A 26,374-nucleotide genomic window follows, 5' to 3' on the forward strand; every position below is an offset into this window, starting at 1 on the left:
CACGCGGCATGGCTGGGTCAGAGTTGCCTCCATTGCCCAATATTCCTCACTGCTGCCTCCCGTAGGAGTCTGGTCCGTGTCTCAGTACCAGTGTGGGGGATCTCCCTCTCAGGACCCCTACCTATCGACGTCATGGTAAGCCGTTACCTTACCATCTAACTAATAGGACGCATAGCCATCTTTTACCAATAAATCTTTAATTACAACTTGATGCCAAATTGCAATACTATGGAGCATTAATCTTCATTTCTAAAGGCTATTCTCCAGTAAAAGGTAGGTTCTATACGCGTTACGCACCCGTGCGCCGGTCGTCATCTGTGCAAGCACAATGTTACCCCTCGACTTGCATGTGTTAAGCCTGCCGCTAGCGTTCATCCTGAGCCAGGATCAAACTCTTCATTGTATATTTTAAATAATATTTAATGAATAAGTTTCAAAAGAATTTACATTATATAATAATGTGGTTATTCTACTCTTTGTTTACGCTGTCAATTTCAATATTTTCAATGAACTTTTAGGGTATCGCACTCATGTATACATACACTCGTTGTAAATCCTAATTTGTAGAAACTCTAGAATCGAACTAGAAAGCGATTAAACTTTTTCCAAAAATCTCTTTGATCGTTTTTGCTGTTTTTGTTAGCGGGTGCAAATATAAAACTTATTTCTAATTCTGCAAGAAAAAATAAATAAAATTTAATCTTTTTTTAAACCCTAAAAACTGAACGTAGTTGCCGAAAATTTCGGACTGCAAACATACAAGCTTTTATCACCATAAACCTAATTTAATCTGAATAATTTCTAATTTATTTTTTTTACTAAAAACAAACCACTAAACACTCTTAAACATAGACTCACAAACACTAAAACAACTCTCTCAATGAACTAAACTAACAATGATATTTCCGTTAGCGGGTGCAAATATACAACTCATTCTTAATCTCACAACTACTTTGCTGAATTTCTTTTTAAAATGTTTTAACAAACTATCTAAATCTCTGTTTTTAACGCCGTTATATAGTGAGAAAAAATTGAAACTTTTTATTGAATTATTGGAATTGCTGTTTTTTAGCTTTAAATCTCCTATTTAGAACCTAAATAGGAACTAATTTATTATAAAAACTAATTAGAAAAACATTTCTGTTAATCGTAATTGTTAATTAGAAACACCTGTTTGTGTTTTGGAACAATCAAATCATCCCTTTTTAACAACATAGGAAAAGTAGAAATAAGACTATTAATAAAATAAATTACTTCAACAGTCTAAAAAATTATTGAAATGACCGTGTTAGGGATTGGAATGACATCCCTTTTTGAGGTACGAACAAAAAATAGAATCGAAAGCCCGACAAACGCCTTTTTAGGTGTGGAACACCAAAAAAAAAAAAGACCTTTATAATAAGTACATATATATATTGTGTGAAATATTGTTTTCTAATATCTTTGCATCCTTAAATACGATATATTAAATGATTAAAATTACTTTACCTGACGGAACTATTAAGGAGTTTACTGTAAATAGCACTCCGATGGATGTTGCAAAAAGTATTAGTGAAGGATTTGCTAGAAACGTTATATCTGCAAATTTTAACGACGTAACTGTTGAAACCACTACTCCATTAACAACGGATGGTTCATTAATTTTATATACGTTTAATGATGATGACGGTAAGAAAGCTTTTTGGCATTCTTCTGCTCACGTTTTAGCAGATGCTATTTTAAGTTTTCACCCGAAAGCTAAATTAACTATTGGACCAGCAATTGATAATGGTTTCTATTATGATGTAGATTTAGGGGATTCAGTTATTTCTGATAAGGATTTTAAACAATTAGAAACTAAATTTATTGAAATTGCTCGTGGAAAACATGAGTTCTCTTTAAGATCAGTTTCAAAAGCAGATGCCTTGTCTTTATATAAAGAAGAGAATAACGAATATAAACTTGAATTGATTGAAAACTTAACGGATGGTGAAATTACTTTTTGTGATCATAGTGATTTTACAGATTTATGTAGAGGAGGGCACGTACCTAACACAGGAATTATAAAAGCTGTTAAAATAATGAGTGTTGCAGGTGCTTATTGGCGCGGTGACGAGAAGAATAATCAGTTAACAAGAGTTTATGGAATTAGTTTTCCGAAGCAAAAGTTATTGACAGAGTATTTAGAATTGTTAGAAGAAGCTAAAAAAAGAGATCATAGAAAGTTAGGGAAAGAATTAGAATTATTTACTTTTTCTCAAAAAGTTGGTGCAGGTTTACCTTTATGGTTGCCAAAAGGAGCTGCTTTACGTTCTCGTTTAGAAGATTTCTTAAAAGCTGCACAGAAAAAAGCTGGCTATGACATGGTAATGACACCACATATTGGTCAGAAAGAACTATATGTTACTTCTGGACATTATGAAAAATATGGTGCAGACAGTTTTCAGTCCATAAAAACGCCTAAAATGGATGAGGAATTTTTATTAAAACCAATGAACTGTCCACATCATTGTGAAGTTTATAATTTTAAACCTTATTCTTATAAAGATTTACCAAAACGTTTTGCAGAATTTGGTACAGTTTATAGATACGAACAAAGTGGAGAGTTACACGGTTTAACACGTGTTAGAGGTTTTACACAAGATGATGCTCATATTTTCTGTACTCCAGAACAATTAGATCAAGAATTTAAAGACGTTATAGATTTAGTTTTATATGTTTTTGGATCATTAGGTTTTGAAGATTTTACAGCACAAGTTTCTATTAGAGATAAAAACAATCCTGATAAATATATAGGTGACACTGAAACTTGGGAAATTGCTGAAAATGCAATTATAAGTGCGGCCACAGATAAAGGTTTAGATTTTGTAATTGAAGAAGGTGAAGCTGCCTTTTATGGACCTAAATTAGACTTCATGGTGAAGGACGCTTTAGGCAGAAGTTGGCAACTTGGAACGATACAAGTTGACTATAATTTACCAAAACGTTTCGATCTAACCTATAAAGGAGCAGATAATCAATTGCACAGACCAGTAATGATTCATAGAGCTCCATTTGGTTCAATGGAACGTTTTATTGCGGTATTACTAGAACATACGGGAGGAAACTTCCCACTTTGGTTGACTCCAGATCAAGTTATCTTGTTGCCAATCAGTGATAAATATCAAAAATATTCAGAAAAAGTTTTAAAATCGTTAGAAAATTCCGAAATTCGCGCCCTCGTAGACAGTCGAAGTGAGAAAACTGGTCGTAAGATTAGAGATGCAGAAGTTAACAAAACACCATTTATGGTTATTGTTGGTGAGAAAGAAGAGCAAGATGGCACAGTTTCTGTAAGAAGACACGGTGAGGGAGATATCGGTACATTTACAATTGAAGAATTTATTTCTTTAATTAAAACCGAAGAAAACAAAACATTGAAGAAATTTTAATTAATTTTGAAATTCAATAAAAAAATAAAAGGTTGGAAAACAGCCATAAGTTAAATTTTAAATTTATAAGCCATAGCAATACGTAGAAGTAGGTCGAGAAGACCGTTGAGAGTAATCAAAGAAGATCAACATAGGATTAATGAAAAAATAAAATATGTTGACGAAGTTCGTCTTGTGGGCGACAATATAGAAGTTGGTGTGTATCCTTTAGAAAAAGCTAAAGAACTAGCCATAGAACAGGAATTGGATTTGGTAGAGATTTCACCAAAAGCAAAGCCACCTGTTTGTAAAATTATTGATTACAAGAAATTCTTGTATGAGCAGAAGAAGCGTGAAAAATCTTTAAAATCGAAAGCTACTAAAGTAACTATTAAAGAAATACGTTTTGGACCTCAAACTGATGAGCATGATTATGAATTTAAAAAGAAACATGCTATTAAGTTCTTACAGGAAGGAGCTAAATTAAAAGCATTTGTGTTTTTTAAAGGACGTTCTATTATTTTTAAAGAACAAGGACAAATTTTATTATTAAAACTAGCCCAAGAACTTGAAGAATATGGTAAGGTGGAACAATTACCAAAACTAGAAGGTAAACGTATGATTATGTTTATTGCTCCTAAAAAAGTAAAATAATTAGAATATTAAAGATTCTAAAAAGAATACTGAACAAAATAGTTCAGCATAAACAATCTTATAAGCAAGATAAAAACGAAGGATAGATGCCTAAAATGAAAACAAAATCTAGCGCCAAGAAACGATTTAAAGTTACTGGTACTGGGAAAATCAAAAGAAAGCACGCGTTTAAAAGCCACATCTTAACAAAGAAGTCTAAAAAACGTAAATTAAAGTTAACTCATGATGGTTTAGTACATAAATCAGATAAGTCTAACATTATGCAAATGTTAAACTTGAAATAAGTTTAACAAGGGAATTTAATTATTAACCATGGAGTTAGGCCAAAAATAAAAGTATTCTATATAGAATCGCCTACTACAAAAAAACATTGAAATTATGCCAAGATCAGTAAATTCAGTAGCCTCAAGAAAAAGAAGAAAAAAAATCTTGAAGGCAGCAAAAGGTTACTTTGGAAGACGTAAAAACGTTTACACAGTAGCAAAAAATGCGGTTGAAAAAGGAATGCTTTATGCATACCGTGACCGTAAAAATAACAAGAGAAACTTTCGTTCTTTATGGATTGTACGTATTAATGCTGCAGCTCGTTTACACGGAATGTCTTACTCACAGTTTATGGGAAAAGTAAAAGCTAATAATATCGAATTAAACCGTAAGGTTTTAGCTGATTTAGCTGTTAACAGCCCAGATGCTTTTAAGGCAGTTGTAGAAAAAATAAAATAATTTATAAATTACTTGCTTATAATAAAAACCCAAACGAATTCGTTTGGGTTTTTTTATTACTTTTATTGTTTGATAAAACCTCTATTAAAAATTAAAAAAAATGAGACTACACCTATTAACTTTTGCAACAATTTTATTAGCATCAATTTCTTTTGCACAAGAAACAGTTACAGAAGATGTTTCTTTAAATGGACAATTTGATAAAATCTATAGAACTTCAACTAGCTATCAGGTATATAAAGTAATTAGTAAAGAAGGTTTTCAGAAATTAAAATCTAATGTTTTAGATTCTATAAACTCCTCTAAAAAACTAGTTTTAGAACAAAAAAATTTATTTAAAAAAGAAAAAATAAACTCTGCAGAACTAGAGAACAAGTTAGCCAAAACTAAACTTGAACTCGATGTTGCCTTAAAACAAGAAAACTCTATCTCTTTATTTGGTCTTCAATTAAGCAAAATAACCTACAATCTTATTCTTTGGGCAATTATTGCTCTTTTACTATCTGGCTTAATGTATTTCATCTTTAAGTTTTCTAGAAGTCATATTATAACAAAAAAAGCAGAAAATAGTTTATTAGATGTTGAACAAGAATTTGATAAACACAGAAAAAAATCATTAGAAAGAGAGCAAAAGTTAAGAAGACAACTCCAAGACGAAATTAACAAGCATAGAAATTCATAAATAACAACTATATAAATAGCTTTAAATTAAACTTAATTTAACAATTACACTCTTATATTAAACTTACATTAATAATTTAAAACAATTATTTTAGTCAATATTTATTTTGTAAATTTAGGTTCTAATCATCTAATTTTAAATATTGAATATACTACATATAAGTGCAGAATGCTTCCCAATTGCTAAAGTTGGTGGACTTGCTGATGTTGTTGGAGCTTTGCCAAAATATCAAAAAGAATTCGTTACTACAAGCAACGTAGTAATGCCTTTTTACAATAATAAATTTACACAAAGCAATACCTTTGAAAAAGTTTACGAAAACTTTATTGCTCTTGGTCATGAATATTATAATTTTAAAATATTAAAACTCAACAATAACCAGTTAGGTTTTGATCTTTTCTGTGTTGATGTTCCTTGTTTAATCTTTAAAGAATATGTATACTCTAATGATGATACAGAACGCTTTTTAGCGTTTCAAATTGCAGCATTAGATTGGATTTTAACGTTGGATGAAAAACCAGATGTAATTCATACTCACGATCATCACACAGGTTTAATTCCTTTTATGATGTCTAATAGTTTTAAATATGAAACTCTTAAAGAAATTCCCACAATTTTAACAATACACAATGCACAATACCAAGGTTGGTTTTCTCATGAAAAAGTTAATTTAATTCCGCCTTTTAACTTTGATAATGTTGGTCTTATAGATTGGGGTGGTAATATAAACTCTTTGGCTACTGCCATAAAATGTGCTTGGAAAGTAACTACAGTTTCACCTTCTTATATGGAGGAGTTAAAAATAAAAGCAAACGGATTAGAAGACTTATTAAATCATGAAAGCGCTAAATGTGTTGGTATCTTAAATGGTATAGATTCTAAAGTTTGGAATCCTGAAACAGATGATCGTTTAATAAAAAATTTTTCTACAAAAACAGTTCTTTCAGGAAAAAAAGGAAACAAAGAATGGTTGTGTAAAGAATTTAATTTAGATAGTAAAAAACCACTTTTCGCTTTTATAGGGAGATTAGTTGGCGAAAAAGGAGCCGATTTGTTTCCAGAAATATTTAAAAAAGCATTAGCTGAAAATGATATTTCTATTCTACTATTAGGCTCTGGACATAAAGAAACTGAAGAAAAACTAACTTCAATGCCAAAAGAAAACTTTAATACATTTATTGGTTACGATGAAAAATTAGCACACATTATATATGCAGGTGCAGATTTTTTATTAATGCCATCTCGTGTAGAACCTTGTGGTTTAAACCAAATGTATTCTTTAAGATATGGTACTGTACCAGTTGTAAATGCAATTGGTGGATTAAAAGACACAATTGTAGATATCGAAAACAAAAATGGTTTTGGTATTAGACACAATGGTGTAACAGTAGATAATGTTACTAAAGCGATCACTAGAGCTTCAGAATTTTATTCCGAAGAAAAAGAATTTAAGAAAAACTTAAAAAGAATAATGTCAATAAATCATTCTTGGAACAATTCTGCCCAAGAATATGTAACCCTATATAAATCTTTAAAAGAATAAGTTATGAATGACAACAGCGTATTATCAATCATTTTAGGTGGCGGACAAGGTTCTAGACTTTATCCTTTAACAGCAGATAGATCTAAACCAGCAGTACCAATCGCAGGTAAATATAGGTTGGTAGATATACCTATTTCTAATTGTATAAATTCTGACATAAAAAGGATATATGTATTAACGCAGTTTAATTCTGCTTCTTTAAATCAACATATAAAAAACACGTATCATTTTAGTTTTTTTAGTAATGCGTTTGTAGATGTTTTAGCAGCAGAGCAAACGATGGCAAGTGATAAATGGTTTCAAGGAACTGCAGATGCTGTGAGACAAAGTATGCATCACTTTTTACAAAATGATTTTGAATATGCTTTGATTCTTTCTGGAGATCAATTGTATAATATGGATTTACAAGATATGATTAAAAAGCATAAAGAAAGTAATGCCGAAATTTCTATAGCAACGTATCCTGTAAATGCAAAAGACGCCACTGGTTTTGGGCTTTTAAAAACAAATTCTGAAAACCAAATTACTTCATTTATAGAAAAACCAGGAGAAGATTTGTTAAAAAATTGGACTTCTGATGTAAGTGATGAAATGAAAAAAGAAGGTAGAAACTACCTAGCTTCTATGGGAATCTATATTTTTAATAGAGATTTATTAATAAAATTAATGGAAAACCCAGATACCATAGATTTTGGTAAAGAAATTATTCCTCAATCTATTCACAATCATAAAACAGTTAGTTATCAATATGAAGGTTATTGGACAGATATTGGTACAATAGAATCTTTCTTTGAAGCAAATTTAGGTCTAACAGATGATATTCCTAAATTTAATTTATACGATGAAAATAGAGTGTATACAAGAGCTAGAATTTTACCAACTTCTAAAATTTCTGGAACAAAGATAAACAAATCTGTTATTGCTGATGGTTGTATTATTCATGCAGATAAAATAGAAAAAAGTGTTATTGGTATTCGTTCTAGAATTGGTAAAAATACTTCAGTAACAAATACTTATATGATGGGTAATGATTCTTATGAATCATTAGAGAATATAGAAAAGTTAAAAATTGAAAACCTTTTAGGAATTGGTAATAATTGTAAAATAAACAATTGTATAATAGATAAAAATTGTAGAATTGGTGACGATGTAATAATTAATGGCGGTCCTCATCTTAAAGATTCAGAAACAGACAGCTATTTAATTAAAGACGGAATCGTAGTTATTAAGAAAGGAGCTACTGTAACTAAAGGAACAAAAATTCAATAATTAAATTTTTATTTAAAACAACTAAATGTCTAAAGTTATAGTACATAGTTTATTTTCTAATTTTGATATTAGTTTATTTAAATCGGGTAAACACTACAAATTATATGAGAAATTTGGCTCTCATATTATTACAAAAGATGGTATCGAAGGAACTTATTTTGCAGTTTGGGCTCCAAGTGCTAAACAAGTCTCAGTAGTTGGAGATTTTAATTATTGGAATGACCAAGAACATCAACTAAATGTAAGATGGGATTCTAGTGGAATTTGGGAAGGATTTATTCCTTACGCAGGAAAAGGTAACACTTATAAATACAAAATACAAAGTAATAATAATGGTGAAGTAACAGAAAAGGCAGATCCTTATGCTCGTAGATGTGAGCATCCACCAAAAACAGCTTCAATTATTTGGGAAGACAATTATTTTTGGAAAGATAAAAATTGGATGAAAGAACGCAAAAAGCACAATGCTTTAGACGCTCCGTACTCTGTTTATGAAGTTCATTTAGGTTCTTGGAAGCAAAAGGTAGAAGAAAATAGGTTTATGAGCTATACAGAATTAGCTGATGAACTTGTAGATTACGTTGAAGAAATGAATTTTACACATGTAGAATTTATGCCAATTATGGAATTTCCATATGACCCAAGTTGGGGTTATCAATTAACAGGTTACTTCGCTCCTACTTCTCGTTTTGGTTATCCAGATGAATTTAAATTTTTGGTAGATAAATTTCACGAAAAAGGAATTGGTGTAATTTTAGATTGGGTTCCATCACATTTTCCATCAGACGCACATGGTTTAGGTAATTTTGATGGTTCTAGTTTATACGAACATCCAGATCCTAGAAAAGGGTATCATCAAGATTGGAAAAGTTTAATCTTTAATTATGGTAGAAACGAAGTAAAATCGTTTTTAATAAGTAATGCTATTTTTTGGTTAGAACAATATCATGCAGATGGTTTAAGAGTAGATGCTGTAGCATCAATGCTATTTTTAGATTATTCTAGAGAAGAAGGCGAATGGGAACCAAATGAATTTGGTGGAAGAGAAAATTTAGACGCAATTGCATTTTTAAAAGAGATGAATGAAGCTGTTTACAAAAACTTCCCTGATGTGCAAACAATTGCAGAAGAATCAACTTCATTTCCACAAGTTTCTAGTCCAGTTTTTTCTGGCGGTTTAGGTTTTGGAATGAAATGGATGATGGGTTGGATGCATGATTCTTTAGATTATTTTGCAAAAGAACCAATCTATAGAAGACATCATCAAAATGATTTAACTTTCAGTTTAAATTATGCTTTTACAGAAAACTTTATGCTACCTCTTTCTCATGATGAAGTAGTTTATGGTAAAAAGGCAATTGTAGATAAAATGCCAGGAGATGAATGGCAAAAATTTGCTAATTTAAGATTAATGTATAGTTTTATGTATACACACCCTGGAACAAAATTATTATTTCAAGGAGCAGAATTTGGACAAACTAGTGAATGGAATTTTCAAACAAGTTTAGATTGGCATTTATTGGAACATAATGTTCATAAAGGCGCCCAAGATTTAGTGAAAGATTTAAATAAATTATATAAAGAAGAACCAGCTTTACATGAAAAACAATTTTCTCATGAAGGGTTTGAATGGATAGATCATGGTGATCATGAAAATTCTGTAATTTCGTATATCAGAAAAGGTGAAAATGAAAAAAATAATGTAGTTATTATTTTAAATTTAACGCCAGAACCTAGAGAGAAATACAGAATAGGATTACCTAAAAAAGGAACTTTAAAGCCTGTTTTTAATAGCGATATTCAGAAATATAATGGAACAGGAGATTTTAAAAACACCAAACTTACTTCCAATAAAAAAACATGGAATAGTAGAGATAATTCTATAGAATTAAACTTACCTCCATTAAGTATGCTTGCCTTTAAATACAAATAATTTTTCACAATAAGCCCTCTTTTTAAATCATGCTATTATTATGATAAAAAAAGAGGACTTATTTTTAAACTTCACAATAAAAGGCTTCATTTTTAAGGCTTTACAAATTCTTTTAAGAATTATTAAAACAAAACACATTTAGCTGATTTTCTGTAAAATAAGCAATATTTTTGTATTTAAAATAGACGAATACGTTATCGTAAAAAAAATATTTTAAGTACTAAAATTTTATCAACTTTTACGATTTTTGCAAGTCAAAATAAACAACCAATATTTATGATTGTTAATACAGAATTAGAACAAAAAGGAAATTTATTTCCATCAGAAATTATAAGTTATAAAAAAGACGTAGATACGCTTTTTTTTACAGCAAAAAATAATGTTGTTTTACAAGTTACTGTAGTTAGAGACAGTGTAATTAGATTTAGATATGCAACTACAGGAAAATTTGAAAATGACTTTTCATACGGTGTTACAATTCACGCAAGTAGAGGATATAGTTTTTTAGAAGTTTCAGAAGACGAAACACACTATATTATTACAACTTCAAAATTAATTTGTAAAGTAGAAAAATTAAGCATGCAAGTTGCTTTATACGATGCTTTAGATTTAAAACTAATCAACCAAGATGAAATTGGTTTTCATTGGGAAGAATGTTACGAACATGGTGGAGACATCGTGAAAATGAGTAAAGCTTCTAGACCAGCAGAAAGTTTTTATGGTTTAGGTGATAAACCAGTAGACGTAAATTTAAAAGGGAAACGTTTTGAAAACTGGGCAACAGATTCTTATGCTTTTGGGAAAGATACAGACCCAATATATAAAGCAATTCCGTTTTATACAGCAATACAAGACAATAAATCTTACGGGATATTTTTTGACAACACATTTAAAACTTCTTTCGATTTTGCACATGAAAGAAGAAATGTAACCAGTTTTTGGGCTCAAGGTGGTGAAATGAATTATTATTTCATTTACGGCCCACAAATGGAAGAAGTAGTTAAAAACTATACAGATTTAACAGGTAAACCCCATACTTTACCTCCTTTATGGGCTTTAGGGTTTCATCAATGTAAATGGTCTTATTACCCAGAAAGTAATGTAAAAGAAGTTACTAATACTTTTAGAGATTTAAAAATCCCTTGTGATGCTATCTATTTAGATATCGATTATATGGATGGTTTCCGATGTTTTACTTGGGATAAAAATCACTTTCCAGATCCTAAAAGAATGGTAAAAGAATTAGAAGATGATGGTTTTAAAACCGTTGTTATTATAGATCCAGGAATTAAAATAGATGCAGATTATATTGTTTTTAAAGAAGGGTTAGATAAAGATTATTTCTGTAAACGTGCAGATGGACCCTATGTGAAAGGGAAAGTTTGGCCTGGTGAATGTTATTTTCCAGATTACACAAAACCAGAAGTTAGAGAATGGTGGGCAGGTTTGTTTAAAGAACTAATTGAAGATATCGGTGTAAAAGGTGTGTGGAATGATATGAACGAACCTGCAGTTATGGACGTTCCTAACAAATCTTTTCCAGATGATGTTCGTCATGATTATGATGGAAACCCTTGTTCACATAGAAAAGCACACAATATTTACGGAACACAAATGGCACGTGCAACCTATCATGGGTTAAAGAAATATGCGTATCCAAAAAGACCTTTTGTTATTACAAGATCTGCTTATTCTGGTGCACAACGTTATACATCGACTTGGATGGGAGATAACGTTGCAACTTGGGAACATTTAGCAATTGCAAATAACCAAGCGCAAAGAATGGCAATGTCTGGTTTCTCTTTTGCAGGATCTGATATTGGTGGATTTGCAGAACAACCTCAAGGAGAATTATTTACAAGATGGATACAATTAGGCGTTTTTCACGCCTTTTGTAGAGTTCATTCTTCAGGAGACCATGGATCTCAAGAACCTTGGGTTTTTGGTGACGAAGTTACAGATATTGTTAGAAAATTTGTAGAATTAAGATACCAGTTATTACCTTATTTATATACTGCTTTTTGGAAATATTTAAATGACGGAACACCAATTTTAAAATCTTTGGTATTATACGACCAAGAAGATACTGCTACTCATTATAGAAGTGATGAATTTATATATGGAGAACAAATTTTAGTTTGTCCAATACAAGAACCAAATGCAAAAGGAAGAAGAATGTATATTCCTAACGGAAAATGGTACAACTTCTGGACGGACGAAGTAGTTGAAGGCGGAAAAGAAATGTGGGTAGATGCAGATTTAGACAGCATGCCAATCTTTATTAAAGAAGGAGCTGTAATTCCTAAATATCCTGTTCAACAATATGTTGGTGAAAAGAAGTTTGATGAAATAACTTTAGATGTATATTATAAAAAAGGAAAAGAATCTTCAAAACTATATGATGATGCACATGATGGATATGATTATAAAAAAGGACGATTTAGTTTACGTACTTTTAAGGTAACTGGAAAAAAAGAAGAATTAATTTTACAACAACACAAAAGAGGAGACTTTAACGCAGATTATTCTAAATTTAAAATTGTTTTACACAACTTACCTTTTAAAATTACATCTATTCAAGTAGATAATGTAGAAATTTCTTTAGAAGGTTTAAATAGTGATAAAACACAGTCTATCACAATAGATAAAGAATTTACAGAGCTACATTTATTTGGAAAATAATATTTTTCTCTCACGGTTTTCAGTGAGTTCTCTCACGGAAAACCGTGAGAGAAAAAAAACCCCATTAATGGGTATTGTGGGTTCTCTAAAACTACTCTAAATTTGTAGTGTTAGTAATTTATTCTTTCCCCCACATAGTAATATGTATAGAATAACTTCATAATTATTTGTTTAACATAAAAGCGATTAAAAGTTCCCCCTAAAACTTTAATCGCTTTTTTTTATGTCTAAATTTTGAGGTTTTTAAATTTATAATTTAAGAAAACTAGATTCCGTCTCCTAATGTTTTTAATTTCTCTGTATTTTCTGCTAACATCAATTCATCAATAATTTTCTGAATATCTCCATTCATGATATTAGGTAGATCATATAATGATAAACCTATTCTATGATCTGTAACACGTCCTTGTGCATAATTATAAGTTCTAATCTTTGCACTTCTATCTCCAGAAGAAACCATAGAACCACGTTTTAAAGCATCTTCAGCATTCTTCTTTGCTAATTCTAAATCATACAAACGAGAACGTAATACTTTAAAAGCTTTTTCTTTATTCTTATGCTGACTTTTTTGATCTTGACATTGTGCAACCAAACCAGTAGGTAAATGCGTTAAACGAACTGCTGAATACGTTGTATTTACAGATTGACCTCCAGGGCCTGAAGAACAGAAAAAATCGATTCTTACTTCTTTTGGGTTAATCTCAACATCAAATTCTTCTGCTTCCGGAAAAACCATACAAGTTGCTGCAGAAGTATGAACTCTACCTTGTGTTTCCGTTTGTGGAACTCTTTGCACACGATGTACACCAGCTTCAAATTTTAAAATTCCGTAAACATCTGATCCATTTACTTCAAATTGAATTTCTTTAAAACCACCATTTGTTCCTTCAGAATAATCTACAGTAGAAACTTTCCATCCTCTACCTTCACAATATTTAGTATACATTCTAAATAAATCTCCAGCAAAAATACTTGCTTCATCTCCACCAGTTCCTGCACGTAATTCTACAACTGCATTTTTAGTATCTTCTGGATCTTTAGGTATTAATAAGAATCTTATTTCATCTTCTAATTCAGGAATTCTAGTATTGGCTTCGTCAATTTCCATCTTTGCCATCTCGTTCATCTCTGCATCAGAACCATCTGCAAGAATTTCTTTAGCTTCTGCTATGTTGTTTGTTAAGGTCTGATATTCTTCACCTTTCTTAACAACATCGCCTAAATCTTTATATTCTTTCATTAAACCAGCATAACGTTTTTGATCCATGATAACGTCTGGCTGAATAATTAAATCAGAAACTTCATCATAACGTTGCTTAACAATTCTTAATTTATCTAACATCTTCTGCTCTTTTCTTGGATTGCGAATTTACAATTTTTATCGGAAAGTTAACTATTTCGTTTTTAGTATATTTGAAGAAATCAAAGCTAAACCAATGAAGTATTTACGAATCATTTGCTGTTTTTTATTAATTACTTCTTGTAAAACAGAAAACCTAAAACCTAAAAAACCTTCTTTTCTTTTAGGGGGAATGGATTCGTACAAACGATAAAGATAGCATTACAACTTATGAAACTTGGCAAAATAATTTTTCTGGAGCTGGGTTGACTCTAAAAGGAAAAGACACTATTTTTTTTGAAAAAATGAAAATCATCACCAAAAACGACACTTTATTTTTAAAAGTTTCTGGTGTAAATGAAAATTCTACATTATTCAAATTCACACAACAAACTTATTCTTCTTTTGTTTGTGAAAATCTACAAAATGAGTTTCCGAAGAAAATAACATATTGGCTAGAAAATAAACTACTAAAAGCTGCAGTTTCTAATGATGATTTTAAAATTGATTTCATTTTTAAGAGTATACATTAACACTCTTCCTTTTTACAATCTCTTTAGTTGCTAAAAAAAGTACCATCTAACTAACTTTCAACTGATAAGGTTTTTTATTCCATTTACACCTAAATAATTACAATTGACACATAATACACAATATTAAGCTCTTTGTTGTGCTATATTTATGTTAAAAAAGACATGAAAACATCATTACTTATTTTAGTTTTTTTATTATTTATAGAACAAACAAATAGTCAAACCATACAAAAATTAGATTCCGTTCATTTTCTTTCTTGGGATACAAGCAACACAAATTGGAGGCTTCATACAAGAGAAATTTTAACTTTTGATAATAACGGAAATAAAGAAACCAATTATTTAAGACTGAATCTTTCTGGCACAAATTGGGATAATTTTTATCAAACTTTAAAAGAGTATGATGCAAACAATAATTTAATTGAAACCAATTTTCAGAATTGGAATTTAAATACAGATGTTTGGGACAATAGTACTAAATATGTTTATAATTATTTAGTAAATAATGTTAGTAGTGATGCAAAATTCTATTATTGGAGTGATATTTGGACTCAAGTTGAAAAAACATCTTATCAATATAGTGCTGATAATATAATTGAAGAAATAGTAGAAGTAAGTGATGGCACTAATCCTTTTGTTAATAGTACAAAAACAGAATATGAATATGCTTCAGATAAAATCATCTTACAAACAAAACTTATCTGGAGAGATTTTTTGAATAACTGGCAAAACAATGAAAGAATAATTTATGAAAATGTTGGAGGAAATTTAATAAAAAAATCATGGCATGGTTGGAATATTAGCAACCAAGAATGGAGCGAAAACGGTTATAAAAAAACAGATTATTCGTATAATGCAGAAGGATTAGTGTCTGAAGCAGAAACTGTTCTTGTAACAACTGGTATAGGTGTTGAAAAATTCATATACACGTATCCTACCAATCAATCTATTACTATTCATCAACAATGGTATAGTGTTATTAGCGATTTTAGAAACTATTTTAAACACATAAGAACATTTAATACTAACGAAGATTTAGATGAACATATTCTTCAAAAATGGGATACAACTGATGATTTGTGGAGAAATGATTCACGCTATCTTTATTTTTGGTCAGATGCTCTTGCGTTTTCCTTAAACATAGAAAAAGTAAAACAAGAAGTTACTGCTAATATCTTTCCTATTCCCGCAAAAAATAATTTAAACATTCAATTTTCAGAACAAATAAATGTTGCTTCTACGCTCTATTTTTATGATGTAAATGGTAAAGAACTCTTTAAAAAGAAAATACAACCAAATGAGCAAAAAATAACTCTAAAAACACCTACTTATAATGGTGCCATTTTATTTTTAAAAATTGAAAACAAATTAGGAAACGCTACTTATAAGGTTTTACTTGATAAGTAATATTAAATCACGCTACTAATTTAGTTTGTTTCTATATCTAAAAAACGCTAACTTCGTTATCGACTGACATAAAACATTAAAACGATTTTATATCATAACAATAACGAAACTTAAATTTAATACTCAAAACCACCAAACTCACTTTTAATAGTGAGTTTTTTTTATTCAAATTTCATCAAATTTAAAGAAGTTACTCTTTAAAAATTAAACCAATAAGAAATAACAGCTACCCTTTTGGTGTAAACCACCAAAACACAAAACAAGTGTTTCTACTCTTACAGCTACTAAATAGTAGTTGTAAAATTGTTAATGTATTACCAGGCTAACTTAATACATTAACTAAAACACAGATTATGACTACTAAAGATTACACAAAATTATCCGTAAAAAATGAGACTAAAGAAGCCGTAGAAGTTTTTGTAACTTTTGCTGCAGACAATAATGCAAACAAATGTTGCCCAAGTCCTGCAGCGATTAGCGACTTTCCTGTACTTACAAAAGTAAATAAGCTACGTGGTAAGTTTACGTTAGCCGCAGGAGCTACACAGGTATTCGATTCTAAAGGCGCTTGCTTTAGCGGAAATATCGGTTTCTACATAGAACCTCAATGCCCTGTAAAAAGTGCAGATTTTCATCATGGAAAAACAGGAACTAATATTGCAGAATTCACTTTAAACCCAAATACACCTTGCTTTGAAGCTTATGATATTAGTTGTGTAAATGGTGTAAATTGTTTTATGATGATGAAAGTAGAAGCAGGTTTAGGATGGCATTACGGACCAAAAAACACACCTATAGAAACTATCTACAATAAATCTTTACAAGAAAACAAAGGAAATCCTGGGGTTTTTCCTGTTAATTGTACAGACTGTATACAATTAGTTGGTGACAAACCTTGCCCTGTCTTACCTTTAGGACCAGCACAAACAGAAAGAATTTGCAACATACAACGTTCTGAAAGAGGAGGTACTGTGCAAATTATTTTAGCGACACCACAAATTTTATAAGATTCTTATATAAATAATAAAACCTACAAGAAACAGTTAAGCTATTTTGTAGGTTTTTTATATGTATTGATTTTGATTCTAATACTCAAAAACACCAAATTCACTTTTAATAGTCAACTTTTTTGTTGGTGAAGCTTCTACCTTACCAACAATTTTAGCATCTACATTAAAAGATTTTGAAATTGTAATAATGTCTTCTGCAATTTCTGGAGAAACATAAATTTCCATTCTATGTCCACAATTAAAAACTTGATACATTTCTTTCCAATCTGTATTCGATTGTTCTTGTATCAATTTAAATAATGGTGGAATTGGAAACATGTTATCTTTTACAATGTGTAAATTATCTACAAAGTGTAAAATTTTTGTTTGTGCACCACCAGAACAATGAATCATTCCGTGTACAGTTTCTGAATTAAATTCAGATAATATTTTCTTTATTATTGGAGCGTATGTTCTTGTTGGAGACAACACTAACTTACCTGCATCAATAGGAGAATTGGCTACTTTGTCTGTCAATTTTGTATTTCCAGAATACACTAAATCTTCAGGAACTGCGGCATCAAAACTTTCTGGGTATTTTTCTGCTAAATACTTATGAAAAACGTCATGTCTTGCAGATGTTAATCCGTTTGATCCCATTCCTCCATTATATTCAGTTTCGTAACTTGCTTGTCCGAAAGATTCTAAACCAACAATTACATCACCCGCTTTTATGTTTGCATTATCAATAACATCTGTACGTTTCATTCTTACAGTTACTGTAGAGTCTACAATAATAGTTCTTACCAAATCGCCAACATCTGCAGTTTCTCCACCTGTTGAGTGAATGGTAACTCCAAAACCTTTTAAGTCTTCTATTAATTCTTCTGTTCCGTTTATAATTGCTGATAGAACTTCGCCTGGTATTTTGCTTTTATTTCTACCAATAGTGGAGGAAAGTAGTATGTTATTTGTTGCACCAACACAAAGCAAATCGTCAATATTCATAATTAATGCATCTTGTGCGATTCCTTTCCAAACGGAAATATCACCAGTTTCTTTCCAATACATATATGCTAAAGAAGATTTTGTTCCTGCACCATCTGCATGCATTATTAAACAGTAATCATTATCATTTGTTAAATAATCTGGTACAATTTTACAGAATGCTTTTGGAAATAAGCCTTTGTCTATATTTTTAATTGCATTGTGTACATCTTCTTTGGATGCAGAAACACCTCTTTGTGCGTAACGTTTAGAAACTTCTTGACTCATGTTGTTGTGTTGTGAATTGCAAATTTAGTCTTTTGATTAAAAATAAAATGAATTTGTCTTTAATAATTTTGAACACATAGGTACATAGAAAACATTACTTAAGTTGTGTTTAAATCTATTGGTAAATTTTAAATAACTTACTTATTAAGTTTTCAATATGCGTTAGGGATTGAACGGTTTGTTTGAGCTCTCACGCTTTTTTGCGTGAAGCGAGTAGTGAAAGCCTGTTAAAACGCCCTAATAATGATAAATTTATTTAGTAAACAACAATTCTCTATATTTTGTGAGTGGCCATAAGTTATCATCTACCATGGTTTCTAATTGATCGCAATGATATCTTATATCTACAAAATACGGTTTAACTTTATTACAATAATGTTCTGCTAATTTTAACCCTAAATGTTTGTTAGCCTTCATCTTTTCTTCTTCCATTTTAATGACCAAAGCGTTAATTTGAGTAATATGATTAGAGATAATCATAATTAGTTCTATCTGTTCTTTGGCGATATTTTTATACTCACCTCCAAAAATTTCTTTTAAATTCTTGGTGTTTTCTAACAATGTATTCTGATAAATAATAGCGGTTGGTACGACTTGGTTTCTAGCAATATCACCTAAAACACTACCTTCAATCTGCACTTTTTTTGTGTAAGATTCTAAATCAATTTCATAACGTGCCTCTAACTCTACTTTACTCATAACATCCATTTCTTCAAACAAAGAAATTGTTTTATCAGCAATTTTTACTTTTAAAGCTTCCGGAGTTGTTTTATTGTTACTTAAACCTCGTTTTTTTGCTTCCTTTTCCCAAGAGTCGCCATAACTATCTCCTTCAAAACGAATCGTTTTTGAATCTTTAATATACTCTCTTAATACATTAAAAACTGCTTCATCTTTTTTGAGTTCTTTTTCATCAATTAAAGCATCTACTTCTATTTTAAATTCTTTTAATTGTTTTGCAACAATGGTGTTTAAAACAGTCATTGGTATTGCACAATTTGCCGAGGAACCAACTGCTCTAAATTCAAATTTATTTCCTGTAAATGCAAAAGGAGATGTTCTATTTCTATCTGTATTATCTAATAAAATTTCAGGAATTTTACCAATAATATTTAGCTTTAAATCGGTTTTTTCTTGTGGAGATAATTTTCCTTTTGTTACGTTTTCTAATTCATCTAAAACTGCTGATAACTGTTTTCCAACAAATACAGAAATAATTGCTGGTGGTGCTTCGTTGGCTCCTAAACGATATTCGTTACTTGCAGAAGCAATTGAAGATCTTAATAATTCTTCATACGTAAAAACTGCTTTTATTGTATTTATAAAAAAAGTTAGAAACTGTAAATTTTTCATTGGTGTTTTACCTGGACTTAACAAATTGGTTTTGTCATCTAATGATAAAGACCAGTTATTATGCTTACCAGAACCATTAATTCCAGAAAATGGTTTTTCATGAAATAATACTTTAAATTTATGACGACGAGATACTTTCTGCATTACATCCATCAACAAAGAATTATGATCTACCGCTAAATTTGCTTCTTCAAATATTGGCGCAACCTCAAACTGGTTTGGAGCAACTTCGTTATGTCTTGTTTTTACAGGAATACCTAACAACATACATTCTTGTTCTAAATCTTGCATAAAACTCATAGCTCTTGCAGGAATTGTACCAAAATAATGATCGTCTAACTGCTGTCCTTTTGCTGATGTATACCCTAATAATGTTCTACCTGTTAATAATAAATCTGGTCTAGAAAGTGCCAAAGCATCATCAATTAAAAAGAATTCTTGCTCCCATCCTAAAGTAGCACTTACTTTATTTGCATTTTTATCAAAATATTTACACACAGCAGTTGCATGTGTATCTAAAGATTGCAACGCTCTTAATAAAGGTGTTTTATTATCTAAAGCTTCACCTGTATACGCAACAAAAATAGTAGGAATACACAATGTAGTTTCATAAATAAATGCTGGTGAAGTTGGGTCCCAAGCTGTAAATCCTCTAGCTTCAAATGTATTTCTAATTCCTCCGTGAGGAAAACTTGATGCATCTGGTTCTTGCTGAACGAGTTGTTCTCCATCAAACTTCTCCATCGCTAAACTACCATTAATAGATTCAAAAAAAGCATCATGTTTTTCTGCAGTTGCACCTGTAAGTGGTTGAAACCAATGTGTATAATGTGTTGCTCCTTTAGACATTGCCCAATCTTTCATACTTACAGCAACTTGATCTGCAATTTTACGATCAATTTTAGTACCATGCTCAATTGCATTCATCACACTTTCATATGCAGCTCTCGTAAGGTACTGTTGCATAGCATGCTTATTAAATACATTTTGACCAAAAAGTATTGATCTTTTTTCATTCTGAACCACCTTTATAGGACTTCTATGAAGTGTTTCTTGCAATGCATTAAATCTTATCCTTGCCATATTACTAATATTTTCTACTTATTTTTAATTTTAAACAAATATACCCTTTAGAAATTAGGGATAAAATTATTTTTTAATCATTTTACAAATTTTACCCCTCTTTTTTTTTGATATGACGTAAAAATATTTGATTTTTGCAGTACGAATATCATTACACAAATAATTACATATTATGGCAAAAATTAAGTTAGAATACATTTGGTTAGATGGATATAATCCAACTCAGAACATGAGAAGTAAAACCAAAGTTGAAGAACACGAAAACTTTCAAGGAACTGTTGAAGAATTAAGCCTTTGGTCTTTTGATGGTTCTTCTACAAAACAAGCTTCTGGTGGAGCATCTGACTGTATTTTAAAGCCGATTGCAATTTATATTGATCCTTCTAGGGTAAATGGATACTTAGTAATGACTGAAGTTATGAACGCAGATGGAACACCACACGTTTCTAATGGTCGTGCAACTATTGAAGATGATGATAACGATTTCTGGTTCGGTTTTGAGCAAGAATACTTTATTATGGATTCTAAAACGCAATTACCTCTAGGTTTCCCTGTTGGTGGTTACCCAGGACCTCAAGGAATGTATTACTGTTCTGTTGGTGGTAAAAATACTTTTGGTAGAGATTTTGTTGAAGAACACGCTGATTTATGTATTGATGCTGGATTAAACTTCGAAGGAATTAATCAAGAAGTTGCTTCTGGACAATGGGAATTTCAATTGTTTGCAAAAGGTGCTAAAAAAGCCGGTGATGAAATTTGGGTAGCTCGTTACTTATTAGACAGGTTAACTGAAAAATATGGATGGTATATTGAGTATCACCCAAAACCAGTAAAAGGAGATTGGAATGGTTCTGGAATGCATGCAAACTTCTCTAATACAATCTTAAGAACTTGTGGTTCTGCAGATAAATATGCTGAAATTTGTGAAGCATTTAGACCAGTAACTAAAGAACATATTGCTGTTTATGGTGAATTTAACGACCAACGTTTAACAGGAGATCATGAAACTGCATCTATTACAGATTTCTCTTGGGGAGTTTCAGATAGAGGAGCTTCAATTAGAATTCCAATTATCGCTGTAGAAAAAGGATACAAAGGATGGTTAGAAGATAGAAGACCTTCTTCTAATGGAGATCCATATAAAATTGCTGCAAGAATTATTAAAACTGTAAAACCAGTTAAATAATCTTAAAGCTTATAAATACAAAAAAAAACGCTAACATTAATTTGTTAGCGTTTTTTTTGTTTAATTTTTATAAGATAAATTATATCGTCATATATATGAAGGACACATAAATTACTAATAATAAAACACCATCTTTCCAATTTAAACGCATTCTTTTTGGAAAGAATACTAATGGCAAGATTAAAAAAGAAACACCTAGCATCCAGAAAATATCGTTGGTTAATAGCCCCATGTCTTTTACTGCTACAGGAGTTATTATTGAAGTAATTCCTAAAACAGCTAAAATATTAAACATATTAGAACCAATAAGATTTCCTAATGAAATTGCTTTTTCCTTCTTTAAAACAGCTATAATTGACGCTGCTAATTCAGGGATACTTGTACCTATAGATATTACTGTAACACCAATTACTCGTTCGCTTACTCCAAACTCTAAAGCTAAAGAAGTTGCACCTTTTATTAATAATTCTGATCCTCCCCAAAGCCCTAAACCGCCAATTACTAAAAAGAGCGCAATTTTAAAAACTGATAAAGGTTCATCATCTTCAGACATTTCATCTACAACTGCTGTTTTTTGAAAACGTAAAAGATACACTATAAAAATAATTAGAAATGAAAGTAAAATAACCCCTTCATATTGTACAATTACATTGTCTCCAGATAAAAAGAAATATAATAACAACGATGCAATGATCATTACCGGCCAATCTGTTTTATAAAAACTTTTTTGAACTTCCATAGTTCCTAAAAGCAAAGTAATACCTAAAACCAAACCTAAATTAGCAATATTAGAACCTATAACATTCCCTAAAGCTAAATCTGACGCTCCACTTAAAGCTGCATTTATACTAACAATTAATTCTGGAGCAGAGGTTGCAAAAGAAACAACAGTCATACCAATTACAATTTTTGGTATTTCTAATTTTAATGATAAAGCAACCGCAGATTTTAATAACCAGTTTCCACCTAAAATCAACAACACCAAACCACCTATTATTAATAAAAAATTCATCTATTTTAATTTTTTACGAAGATACATTTTTATCACTTTAAGAAAAAAATAAAAAATCAAAAGCCAAATAATAGCTTCAAAAAAGATGAGATTTCCTTTACATTTAAAAAAAATGTAAAAAAGCCCCTTAAAAACCTAACAGAAACAAACTTATATTAACTTAATAATTAACATATACAACATAGTTATAGATACAAGTATAAATATTAAAACAAAAATCGTTTTTTTAGTTACAAATTATAAATCAATCTGAATAATAAGTAATAAATCGTTTGGTAGACTTCATAGAACTCTCATATATTGAGAAAACAATCCCGGATTTAACCAATTTTACTAACTTAAAACTACTACTAACTATGATTACTATTGTATTAAAAATTATCAAAATTATTGCAGACATTATTTTTCAAATTTTATTTTAATCAACCTAAAAAACCAACGCTATGCTAATATTTATAGGAATAATATTAATTGTTGTAGGAATTGCAACACTCATTTTAAAAACCATTTTTAAAGACAATGCTTCTCTTACTTGGTTCAATACAAAAAGAAGCATTCAAATTACTGTACTCGGTATTTTAATGGCAATTTTAAATGGATTGTTTTTTTACGCTGATGCTGGTACTGCTTATGCTGTACAATATATAACTGGTGGCGATAAAATGATTACCACACAAGGTTTAAAACTAAAATGGTGGGGAAGAATTATACCGCTTTCTTACGAAACATCAATTAAAGACATTATTGTTGCTAACAATAGTGAGTTACCAGAAAACGGACAAGGTTTTTACAATAGAAAAGCGCAAAAATGGGAATTTAGCGATGCTATTAAAGCAGAAATAAGTACTTCCGTTATTGTTGGCGTAGATATTAATGATGAAAAAATTTTCTTAAACATGGCAGATAGAAATAAAAGTGAATCGAAATTAATTTTCGGTAGAATTTTACCAAATATAGATGCTGCCATAAAAAATACGTGTAAACTAATGGATGCTCAAGATTATATTTCTGGACAAGCATCTGATTTTGATCGATATTTTAGAGATCAATTAGAAAACGGAATGTACCAAGTAGAACAATATTATGAAGCAGAAAACAGTAATGAGGTAGTTGGAGATACTTCTACCATCAGAAAAATTCATGTAGGAAAATCGAGTAAGCAGAAGAAGTTTAGGATCAAAAAAGATACAAATGGAGATATTATTAGAGATAATACAAATTCATTAAAACAATATGGTTTAAAAATCTACCAAGCTCAAGTTACGGGTATCGATTGGGAAACTTCATTTGATGAACGATTAGATTTACAAAAAAATGAAGTTGCACAAACTCAATTAGAAAAACAACAAGCAGAACGTGAATATTACAGAGCTAAAAAAGAAGTGGCTAAAGGAGAATCTGAAAAAGCAAAAGAAAGAGCTCGTTTAGAAAAAATTCAAATTCAGCAAACCATAGAGGCAGAAACTGAAGCTAAAGTTGCAGGTTTTAATTTGATAATGGAAAAAAAACAGTATGAAGTTGAACAGTACAAAGCTAAAAGTAAAAAAGTTGCAGCCGATGCTCAATATTATGAAAACGCAAAATTAGTAAGTGCTGGTTTAACACCACAAGAACGCGCAGAGTTGGAATACAAAACTGCAGTTGGTGTTGCACAACATATTAAGGAGTTACAATTGCCATCTACATATATTGAAGGAGGAAAAAATGGTAATAACAGCAATTTATTGGAATCTTTAATTAGTGCAGATCTTGCTAAAAAAATGATGGGAAAGAAAAAATAAATTAAATCCATCAGAAAACAACTCATCTTAAAAGTGAGTTGTTTATTTTTCATTAAATTTGATATACAATCAAACCAAAAATGAAAAAACAATTTTTTAAAATTATTGCTAAAATTAATAAATTGATCTTACCCTCTTTTACAAAAAAAGAGTTAGATATTTCTAAAGCATCTAAATTTCAATTAGCTATTATTGGTTGGAGAGCTTTTGTAACCATAAATTCACTTACTTAAAATTAAAAATTATGACAACAGAACATGTAAAAATATTTTCAGGGTCTTCAATTATTGTAAATGGATTAAAAAATCTACTTGACGATAATAATATTCAATATCTAATTAAAAATAAATTTGAGTCTGCAAGACTTGCAGGTTTTGGAGAACAAATGAATTCAGTTGAACTGCTTGTTCTAAATGTAGACCTAGAAAAGGCACAACTCATAGCAAATTCATATAAAGAAGAAATTAATTCATAAAAAAACAGAATAGCCTTTCTATATTAAAAAAACTCTATTATATTTGCAGCCGCTTAACGGCCATGTGGCGCAACTGAATAGCGCACTTGATTACGGCTCAAGAGGTTGCAGGTTTGAATCCTGCCATGGTCACAAAAACTCATCTTTAATAAGGTGAGTTTTTTTATTTAAGGTAATGTAAAAGGCCTTAAACTTACGTTTAAGACCTTTTCGTCTAACCAAACTTAGTATAAAACTAACTACTACTATTTTTAAGAATCTTTACAAATCCATATATTATTCCTATTAAAAACAACACACCAGTAAAACCATCAATTGGTAAACCTGGTGGATCTGGCGGTCCTGCTGGTGGTGGCATTATCTGTGCAAAAAATATTGGGGGAAACATTAAAATTACTATTAGTAAGATGTTTCTTTTAATCATTTCTATTGTTATTCTGTTTATATGACACATCCTTTTTCAATAAGTCACATGCTTTTTAAATAAAAAAACTCGAGAATTTTTTCTCGAGTTTAATCTAAATATTGCTTTATAGCTATACGGTGTTCTGGTATACTTTTATCGTAACTTTCTACTAGTAATTCTAGAATTTCTGGAGGTTTCTTACCTATTTCACTTCTCAATTTATATTTTGAAACATATAAATTAAGAGTTGAGTTCTTTTTTTCAAAAACTAAAAAATGCTTTAAATTAATCTCTGCATAACAAATTTCGTTTCCAGAAAAAGCTTCAGATTCATCTTTAAAGTAAGGCGAAAATTGAAAATATTTATATACGTTTTCCATAATTACACCAATTCTGCAGATAAACCTAATTGTAATAATTTAGAACATCTTGGTTCCAAATCTTTATATTCACCAGATTTAACGGTACATTTTCCTTTATAATGAACTAATGTTGCGCATTGTTCTGCTTGTTCTAAAGTATGCTCACAAACATCTATTAAAGAATCTATTACATGATCAAATGTATTTACATCATCATTATGCAATACTATTTCATGCTGAAAAACTTCTTGCTCTAAAACATCAACTTCTTCTTGTATTTTTTCCTTTGTACTCATAA

The 26,374-nt window shown here is 30.3% G+C and carries 23 protein-coding genes, 1 tRNA gene and 1 rRNA gene; 17 read left to right on the forward strand and 8 right to left on the reverse strand.

All coding sequences use genetic code 11. From position 1 onward, the window contains the following. Positions 1 to 403 (reverse strand): 16S ribosomal RNA (locus V3V28_RS03070); the annotation flags it as partial. Positions 404 to 1,469: 1,066 nt separating this feature from the next. On the opposite strand from V3V28_RS03070, the gene thrS reads away from it, so the two are divergent. The 9 genes from thrS (at position 1,470) to V3V28_RS03115 (ending at position 12,875) form a co-directional block, all read left to right on the forward strand. Then, positions 1,470 to 3,410: a threonine--tRNA ligase gene (gene thrS / locus V3V28_RS03075; protein WP_331363559.1), complete on the forward strand. Its 1,941-nt coding sequence runs from the start codon at positions 1,470 to 1,472 to the stop codon at positions 3,408 to 3,410. Between the two features lie 105 nt (positions 3,411 to 3,515). Continuing rightward, the gene (gene infC / locus V3V28_RS03080) at positions 3,516 to 4,043 is read left to right on the forward strand and encodes a translation initiation factor IF-3 (RefSeq protein WP_331363560.1); all 528 of its coding nucleotides are present in this window, start codon (positions 3,516 to 3,518) and stop codon (positions 4,041 to 4,043) included. Between the two features lie 86 nt (positions 4,044 to 4,129). After that, complete coding sequence (gene rpmI / locus V3V28_RS03085) at positions 4,130 to 4,327, forward strand: 50S ribosomal protein L35 (RefSeq protein WP_087520784.1); 198 nt, start codon at positions 4,130 to 4,132, stop codon at positions 4,325 to 4,327. Between the two features lie 94 nt (positions 4,328 to 4,421). Continuing rightward, the gene (gene rplT, locus V3V28_RS03090) at positions 4,422 to 4,766 is read left to right on the forward strand and encodes a 50S ribosomal protein L20 (protein WP_087520785.1); all 345 of its coding nucleotides are present in this window, start codon (positions 4,422 to 4,424) and stop codon (positions 4,764 to 4,766) included. A 100-nt stretch (positions 4,767 to 4,866) separates the two neighbouring features. Next, positions 4,867 to 5,448 carry a hypothetical protein gene (locus V3V28_RS03095; RefSeq protein ID WP_331363561.1) on the forward strand — a complete coding sequence of 194 codons (582 nt, stop codon included), beginning with the start codon at positions 4,867 to 4,869 and terminating at the stop codon, positions 5,446 to 5,448. Between the two features lie 142 nt (positions 5,449 to 5,590). Next, positions 5,591 to 6,991, forward strand: coding sequence for a glycogen synthase (locus V3V28_RS03100; RefSeq protein WP_331363562.1), 1,401 nt, complete (start codon positions 5,591 to 5,593; stop codon positions 6,989 to 6,991). A 3-nt stretch (positions 6,992 to 6,994) separates the two neighbouring features. Beyond that, complete coding sequence (locus tag V3V28_RS03105) at positions 6,995 to 8,260, forward strand: glucose-1-phosphate adenylyltransferase (protein ID WP_331363563.1); 1,266 nt, start codon at positions 6,995 to 6,997, stop codon at positions 8,258 to 8,260. Positions 8,261 to 8,285: 25 nt separating this feature from the next. Further along, the gene (gene glgB, locus V3V28_RS03110) at positions 8,286 to 10,193 is read left to right on the forward strand and encodes a 1,4-alpha-glucan branching protein GlgB (protein ID WP_331363564.1); all 1,908 of its coding nucleotides are present in this window, start codon (positions 8,286 to 8,288) and stop codon (positions 10,191 to 10,193) included. A 276-nt stretch (positions 10,194 to 10,469) separates the two neighbouring features. Beyond that, on the forward strand, positions 10,470 to 12,875 hold the full coding sequence (locus V3V28_RS03115) for a glycoside hydrolase family 31 protein (RefSeq protein ID WP_331363565.1): 2,406 nt from the start codon (positions 10,470 to 10,472) through the stop codon (positions 12,873 to 12,875). A 265-nt stretch (positions 12,876 to 13,140) separates the two neighbouring features. On the opposite strand, the gene prfA is transcribed toward V3V28_RS03115, so the two are convergent. Further along, the gene (gene prfA / locus V3V28_RS03120; RefSeq protein WP_331363566.1) at positions 13,141 to 14,217 is read right to left on the reverse strand and encodes a peptide chain release factor 1; all 1,077 of its coding nucleotides are present in this window, start codon (positions 14,215 to 14,217) and stop codon (positions 13,141 to 13,143) included. 302 nt (positions 14,218 to 14,519) lie between these two features. Between prfA and V3V28_RS03125 the strand changes: the two genes are divergently transcribed. The 3 genes from V3V28_RS03125 to V3V28_RS03135 all read left to right on the forward strand — a co-directional run bounded on the left by V3V28_RS03125 (position 14,520) and on the right by V3V28_RS03135 (position 17,161). After that, on the forward strand, positions 14,520 to 14,747 hold the full coding sequence (locus V3V28_RS03125; RefSeq protein ID WP_331363567.1) for a hypothetical protein: 228 nt from the start codon (positions 14,520 to 14,522) through the stop codon (positions 14,745 to 14,747). Positions 14,748 to 14,909: 162 nt separating this feature from the next. Beyond that, a complete protein-coding gene (locus V3V28_RS03130; RefSeq protein ID WP_331363568.1) occupies positions 14,910 to 16,154 on the forward strand; it encodes a T9SS type A sorting domain-containing protein in 1,245 nt (414 codons plus the stop codon). A 353-nt stretch (positions 16,155 to 16,507) separates the two neighbouring features. Then, positions 16,508 to 17,161: a hypothetical protein gene (locus tag V3V28_RS03135; RefSeq protein ID WP_331363569.1), complete on the forward strand. Its 654-nt coding sequence runs from the start codon at positions 16,508 to 16,510 to the stop codon at positions 17,159 to 17,161. Positions 17,162 to 17,239: 78 nt separating this feature from the next. Here V3V28_RS03135 and V3V28_RS03140 read toward each other — a convergent pair whose 3' ends face one another. Then, complete coding sequence (locus V3V28_RS03140) at positions 17,240 to 18,418, reverse strand: AIR synthase related protein (RefSeq protein ID WP_331363570.1); 1,179 nt, start codon at positions 18,416 to 18,418, stop codon at positions 17,240 to 17,242. A 252-nt stretch (positions 18,419 to 18,670) separates the two neighbouring features. After that, positions 18,671 to 20,854 (reverse strand): glutamine synthetase III family protein, encoded by a 2,184-nt coding sequence (locus tag V3V28_RS03145; RefSeq protein WP_331363571.1) that lies wholly within the window; start codon positions 20,852 to 20,854, stop codon positions 18,671 to 18,673. 172 nt (positions 20,855 to 21,026) lie between these two features. Here V3V28_RS03145 and V3V28_RS03150 point away from each other — a divergent pair, with 172 nt between their 5' ends. Next, positions 21,027 to 22,040, forward strand: a complete 1,014-nt coding sequence (locus V3V28_RS03150) for a glutamine synthetase beta-grasp domain-containing protein (RefSeq protein ID WP_331363572.1) — start codon at positions 21,027 to 21,029, stop codon at positions 22,038 to 22,040. 79 nt (positions 22,041 to 22,119) lie between these two features. On the opposite strand, the gene V3V28_RS03155 is transcribed toward V3V28_RS03150, so the two are convergent. Continuing rightward, positions 22,120 to 23,052, reverse strand: coding sequence for a calcium/sodium antiporter (locus tag V3V28_RS03155; RefSeq protein WP_331363573.1), 933 nt, complete (start codon positions 23,050 to 23,052; stop codon positions 22,120 to 22,122). Between the two features lie 443 nt (positions 23,053 to 23,495). Between V3V28_RS03155 and V3V28_RS03160 the strand changes: the two genes are divergently transcribed. The 4 genes from V3V28_RS03160 (at position 23,496) to V3V28_RS03175 (ending at position 25,440) form a co-directional block, all read left to right on the forward strand. Then, positions 23,496 to 24,833, forward strand: a complete 1,338-nt coding sequence (locus V3V28_RS03160; RefSeq protein WP_331363574.1) for a hypothetical protein — start codon at positions 23,496 to 23,498, stop codon at positions 24,831 to 24,833. Between the two features lie 80 nt (positions 24,834 to 24,913). Continuing rightward, the gene (locus V3V28_RS03165) at positions 24,914 to 25,066 is read left to right on the forward strand and encodes an SsrA-binding protein (protein ID WP_331363575.1); all 153 of its coding nucleotides are present in this window, start codon (positions 24,914 to 24,916) and stop codon (positions 25,064 to 25,066) included. Positions 25,067 to 25,077: 11 nt separating this feature from the next. Further along, the gene (locus V3V28_RS03170) at positions 25,078 to 25,308 is read left to right on the forward strand and encodes a putative signal transducing protein (RefSeq protein WP_331363576.1); all 231 of its coding nucleotides are present in this window, start codon (positions 25,078 to 25,080) and stop codon (positions 25,306 to 25,308) included. Positions 25,309 to 25,366: 58 nt separating this feature from the next. Beyond that, positions 25,367 to 25,440, forward strand: a tRNA-Arg gene (locus tag V3V28_RS03175). 103 nt (positions 25,441 to 25,543) lie between these two features. On the opposite strand, the gene V3V28_RS03180 is transcribed toward V3V28_RS03175, so the two are convergent. The 3 genes from V3V28_RS03180 to V3V28_RS03190 all read right to left on the reverse strand — a co-directional run bounded on the left by V3V28_RS03180 (position 25,544) and on the right by V3V28_RS03190 (position 26,372). Further along, positions 25,544 to 25,696 carry a hypothetical protein gene (locus tag V3V28_RS03180; protein ID WP_331363577.1) on the reverse strand — a complete coding sequence of 51 codons (153 nt, stop codon included), beginning with the start codon at positions 25,694 to 25,696 and terminating at the stop codon, positions 25,544 to 25,546. A 125-nt stretch (positions 25,697 to 25,821) separates the two neighbouring features. After that, on the reverse strand, positions 25,822 to 26,094 hold the full coding sequence (locus V3V28_RS03185; protein WP_331363578.1) for a hypothetical protein: 273 nt from the start codon (positions 26,092 to 26,094) through the stop codon (positions 25,822 to 25,824). 2 nt (positions 26,095 to 26,096) lie between these two features. Beyond that, complete coding sequence (locus V3V28_RS03190; RefSeq protein ID WP_331363579.1) at positions 26,097 to 26,372, reverse strand: ATP-dependent Clp protease adaptor ClpS; 276 nt, start codon at positions 26,370 to 26,372, stop codon at positions 26,097 to 26,099. Between the last annotated feature and the right edge of the window lie 2 nt (positions 26,373 to 26,374).

The organism is Polaribacter sp. (assembly GCF_036480315.1).
GTDB lineage: Bacteria > Bacteroidota > Bacteroidia > Flavobacteriales > Flavobacteriaceae > Polaribacter.

What these genes read in the sequence shown, in the direction of transcription:
- thrS (WP_331363559.1), top strand. Translation starts at nt 1,470, where the DNA reads ATGATTAAAATTACTTTACCTGACGGAACTATTAAGGAGTTTACTGTA.
- rpmI (WP_087520784.1), top strand. Translation starts at nt 4,130, where the DNA reads ATGCCTAAAATGAAAACAAAATCTAGCGCCAAGAAACGATTTAAAGTT.
- rplT (WP_087520785.1), top strand. Translation starts at nt 4,422, where the DNA reads ATGCCAAGATCAGTAAATTCAGTAGCCTCAAGAAAAAGAAGAAAAAAA.
- V3V28_RS03095 (WP_331363561.1), top strand. Translation starts at nt 4,867, where the DNA reads ATGAGACTACACCTATTAACTTTTGCAACAATTTTATTAGCATCAATT.
- V3V28_RS03105 (WP_331363563.1), top strand. Translation starts at nt 6,995, where the DNA reads ATGAATGACAACAGCGTATTATCAATCATTTTAGGTGGCGGACAAGGT.
- glgB (WP_331363564.1), top strand. Translation starts at nt 8,286, where the DNA reads ATGTCTAAAGTTATAGTACATAGTTTATTTTCTAATTTTGATATTAGT.
- V3V28_RS03115 (WP_331363565.1), top strand. Translation starts at nt 10,470, where the DNA reads ATGATTGTTAATACAGAATTAGAACAAAAAGGAAATTTATTTCCATCA.
- prfA (WP_331363566.1), bottom strand. Translation starts at nt 14,217, where the DNA reads ATGTTAGATAAATTAAGAATTGTTAAGCAACGTTATGATGAAGTTTCT.
- V3V28_RS03125 (WP_331363567.1), top strand. Translation starts at nt 14,520, where the DNA reads ATGAAAATCATCACCAAAAACGACACTTTATTTTTAAAAGTTTCTGGT.
- V3V28_RS03130 (WP_331363568.1), top strand. Translation starts at nt 14,910, where the DNA reads ATGAAAACATCATTACTTATTTTAGTTTTTTTATTATTTATAGAACAA.
- V3V28_RS03135 (WP_331363569.1), top strand. Translation starts at nt 16,508, where the DNA reads ATGACTACTAAAGATTACACAAAATTATCCGTAAAAAATGAGACTAAA.
- V3V28_RS03140 (WP_331363570.1), bottom strand. Translation starts at nt 18,418, where the DNA reads ATGAGTCAAGAAGTTTCTAAACGTTACGCACAAAGAGGTGTTTCTGCA.
- V3V28_RS03145 (WP_331363571.1), bottom strand. Translation starts at nt 20,854, where the DNA reads ATGGCAAGGATAAGATTTAATGCATTGCAAGAAACACTTCATAGAAGT.
- V3V28_RS03150 (WP_331363572.1), top strand. Translation starts at nt 21,027, where the DNA reads ATGGCAAAAATTAAGTTAGAATACATTTGGTTAGATGGATATAATCCA.
- V3V28_RS03155 (WP_331363573.1), bottom strand. Translation starts at nt 23,052, where the DNA reads ATGAATTTTTTATTAATAATAGGTGGTTTGGTGTTGTTGATTTTAGGT.
- V3V28_RS03160 (WP_331363574.1), top strand. Translation starts at nt 23,496, where the DNA reads ATGCTAATATTTATAGGAATAATATTAATTGTTGTAGGAATTGCAACA.
- V3V28_RS03165 (WP_331363575.1), top strand. Translation starts at nt 24,914, where the DNA reads ATGAAAAAACAATTTTTTAAAATTATTGCTAAAATTAATAAATTGATC.
- V3V28_RS03170 (WP_331363576.1), top strand. Translation starts at nt 25,078, where the DNA reads ATGACAACAGAACATGTAAAAATATTTTCAGGGTCTTCAATTATTGTA.
- V3V28_RS03180 (WP_331363577.1), bottom strand. Translation starts at nt 25,696, where the DNA reads ATGTTTCCCCCAATATTTTTTGCACAGATAATGCCACCACCAGCAGGA.
- V3V28_RS03185 (WP_331363578.1), bottom strand. Translation starts at nt 26,094, where the DNA reads ATGGAAAACGTATATAAATATTTTCAATTTTCGCCTTACTTTAAAGAT.
- V3V28_RS03190 (WP_331363579.1), bottom strand. Translation starts at nt 26,372, where the DNA reads ATGAGTACAAAGGAAAAAATACAAGAAGAAGTTGATGTTTTAGAGCAA.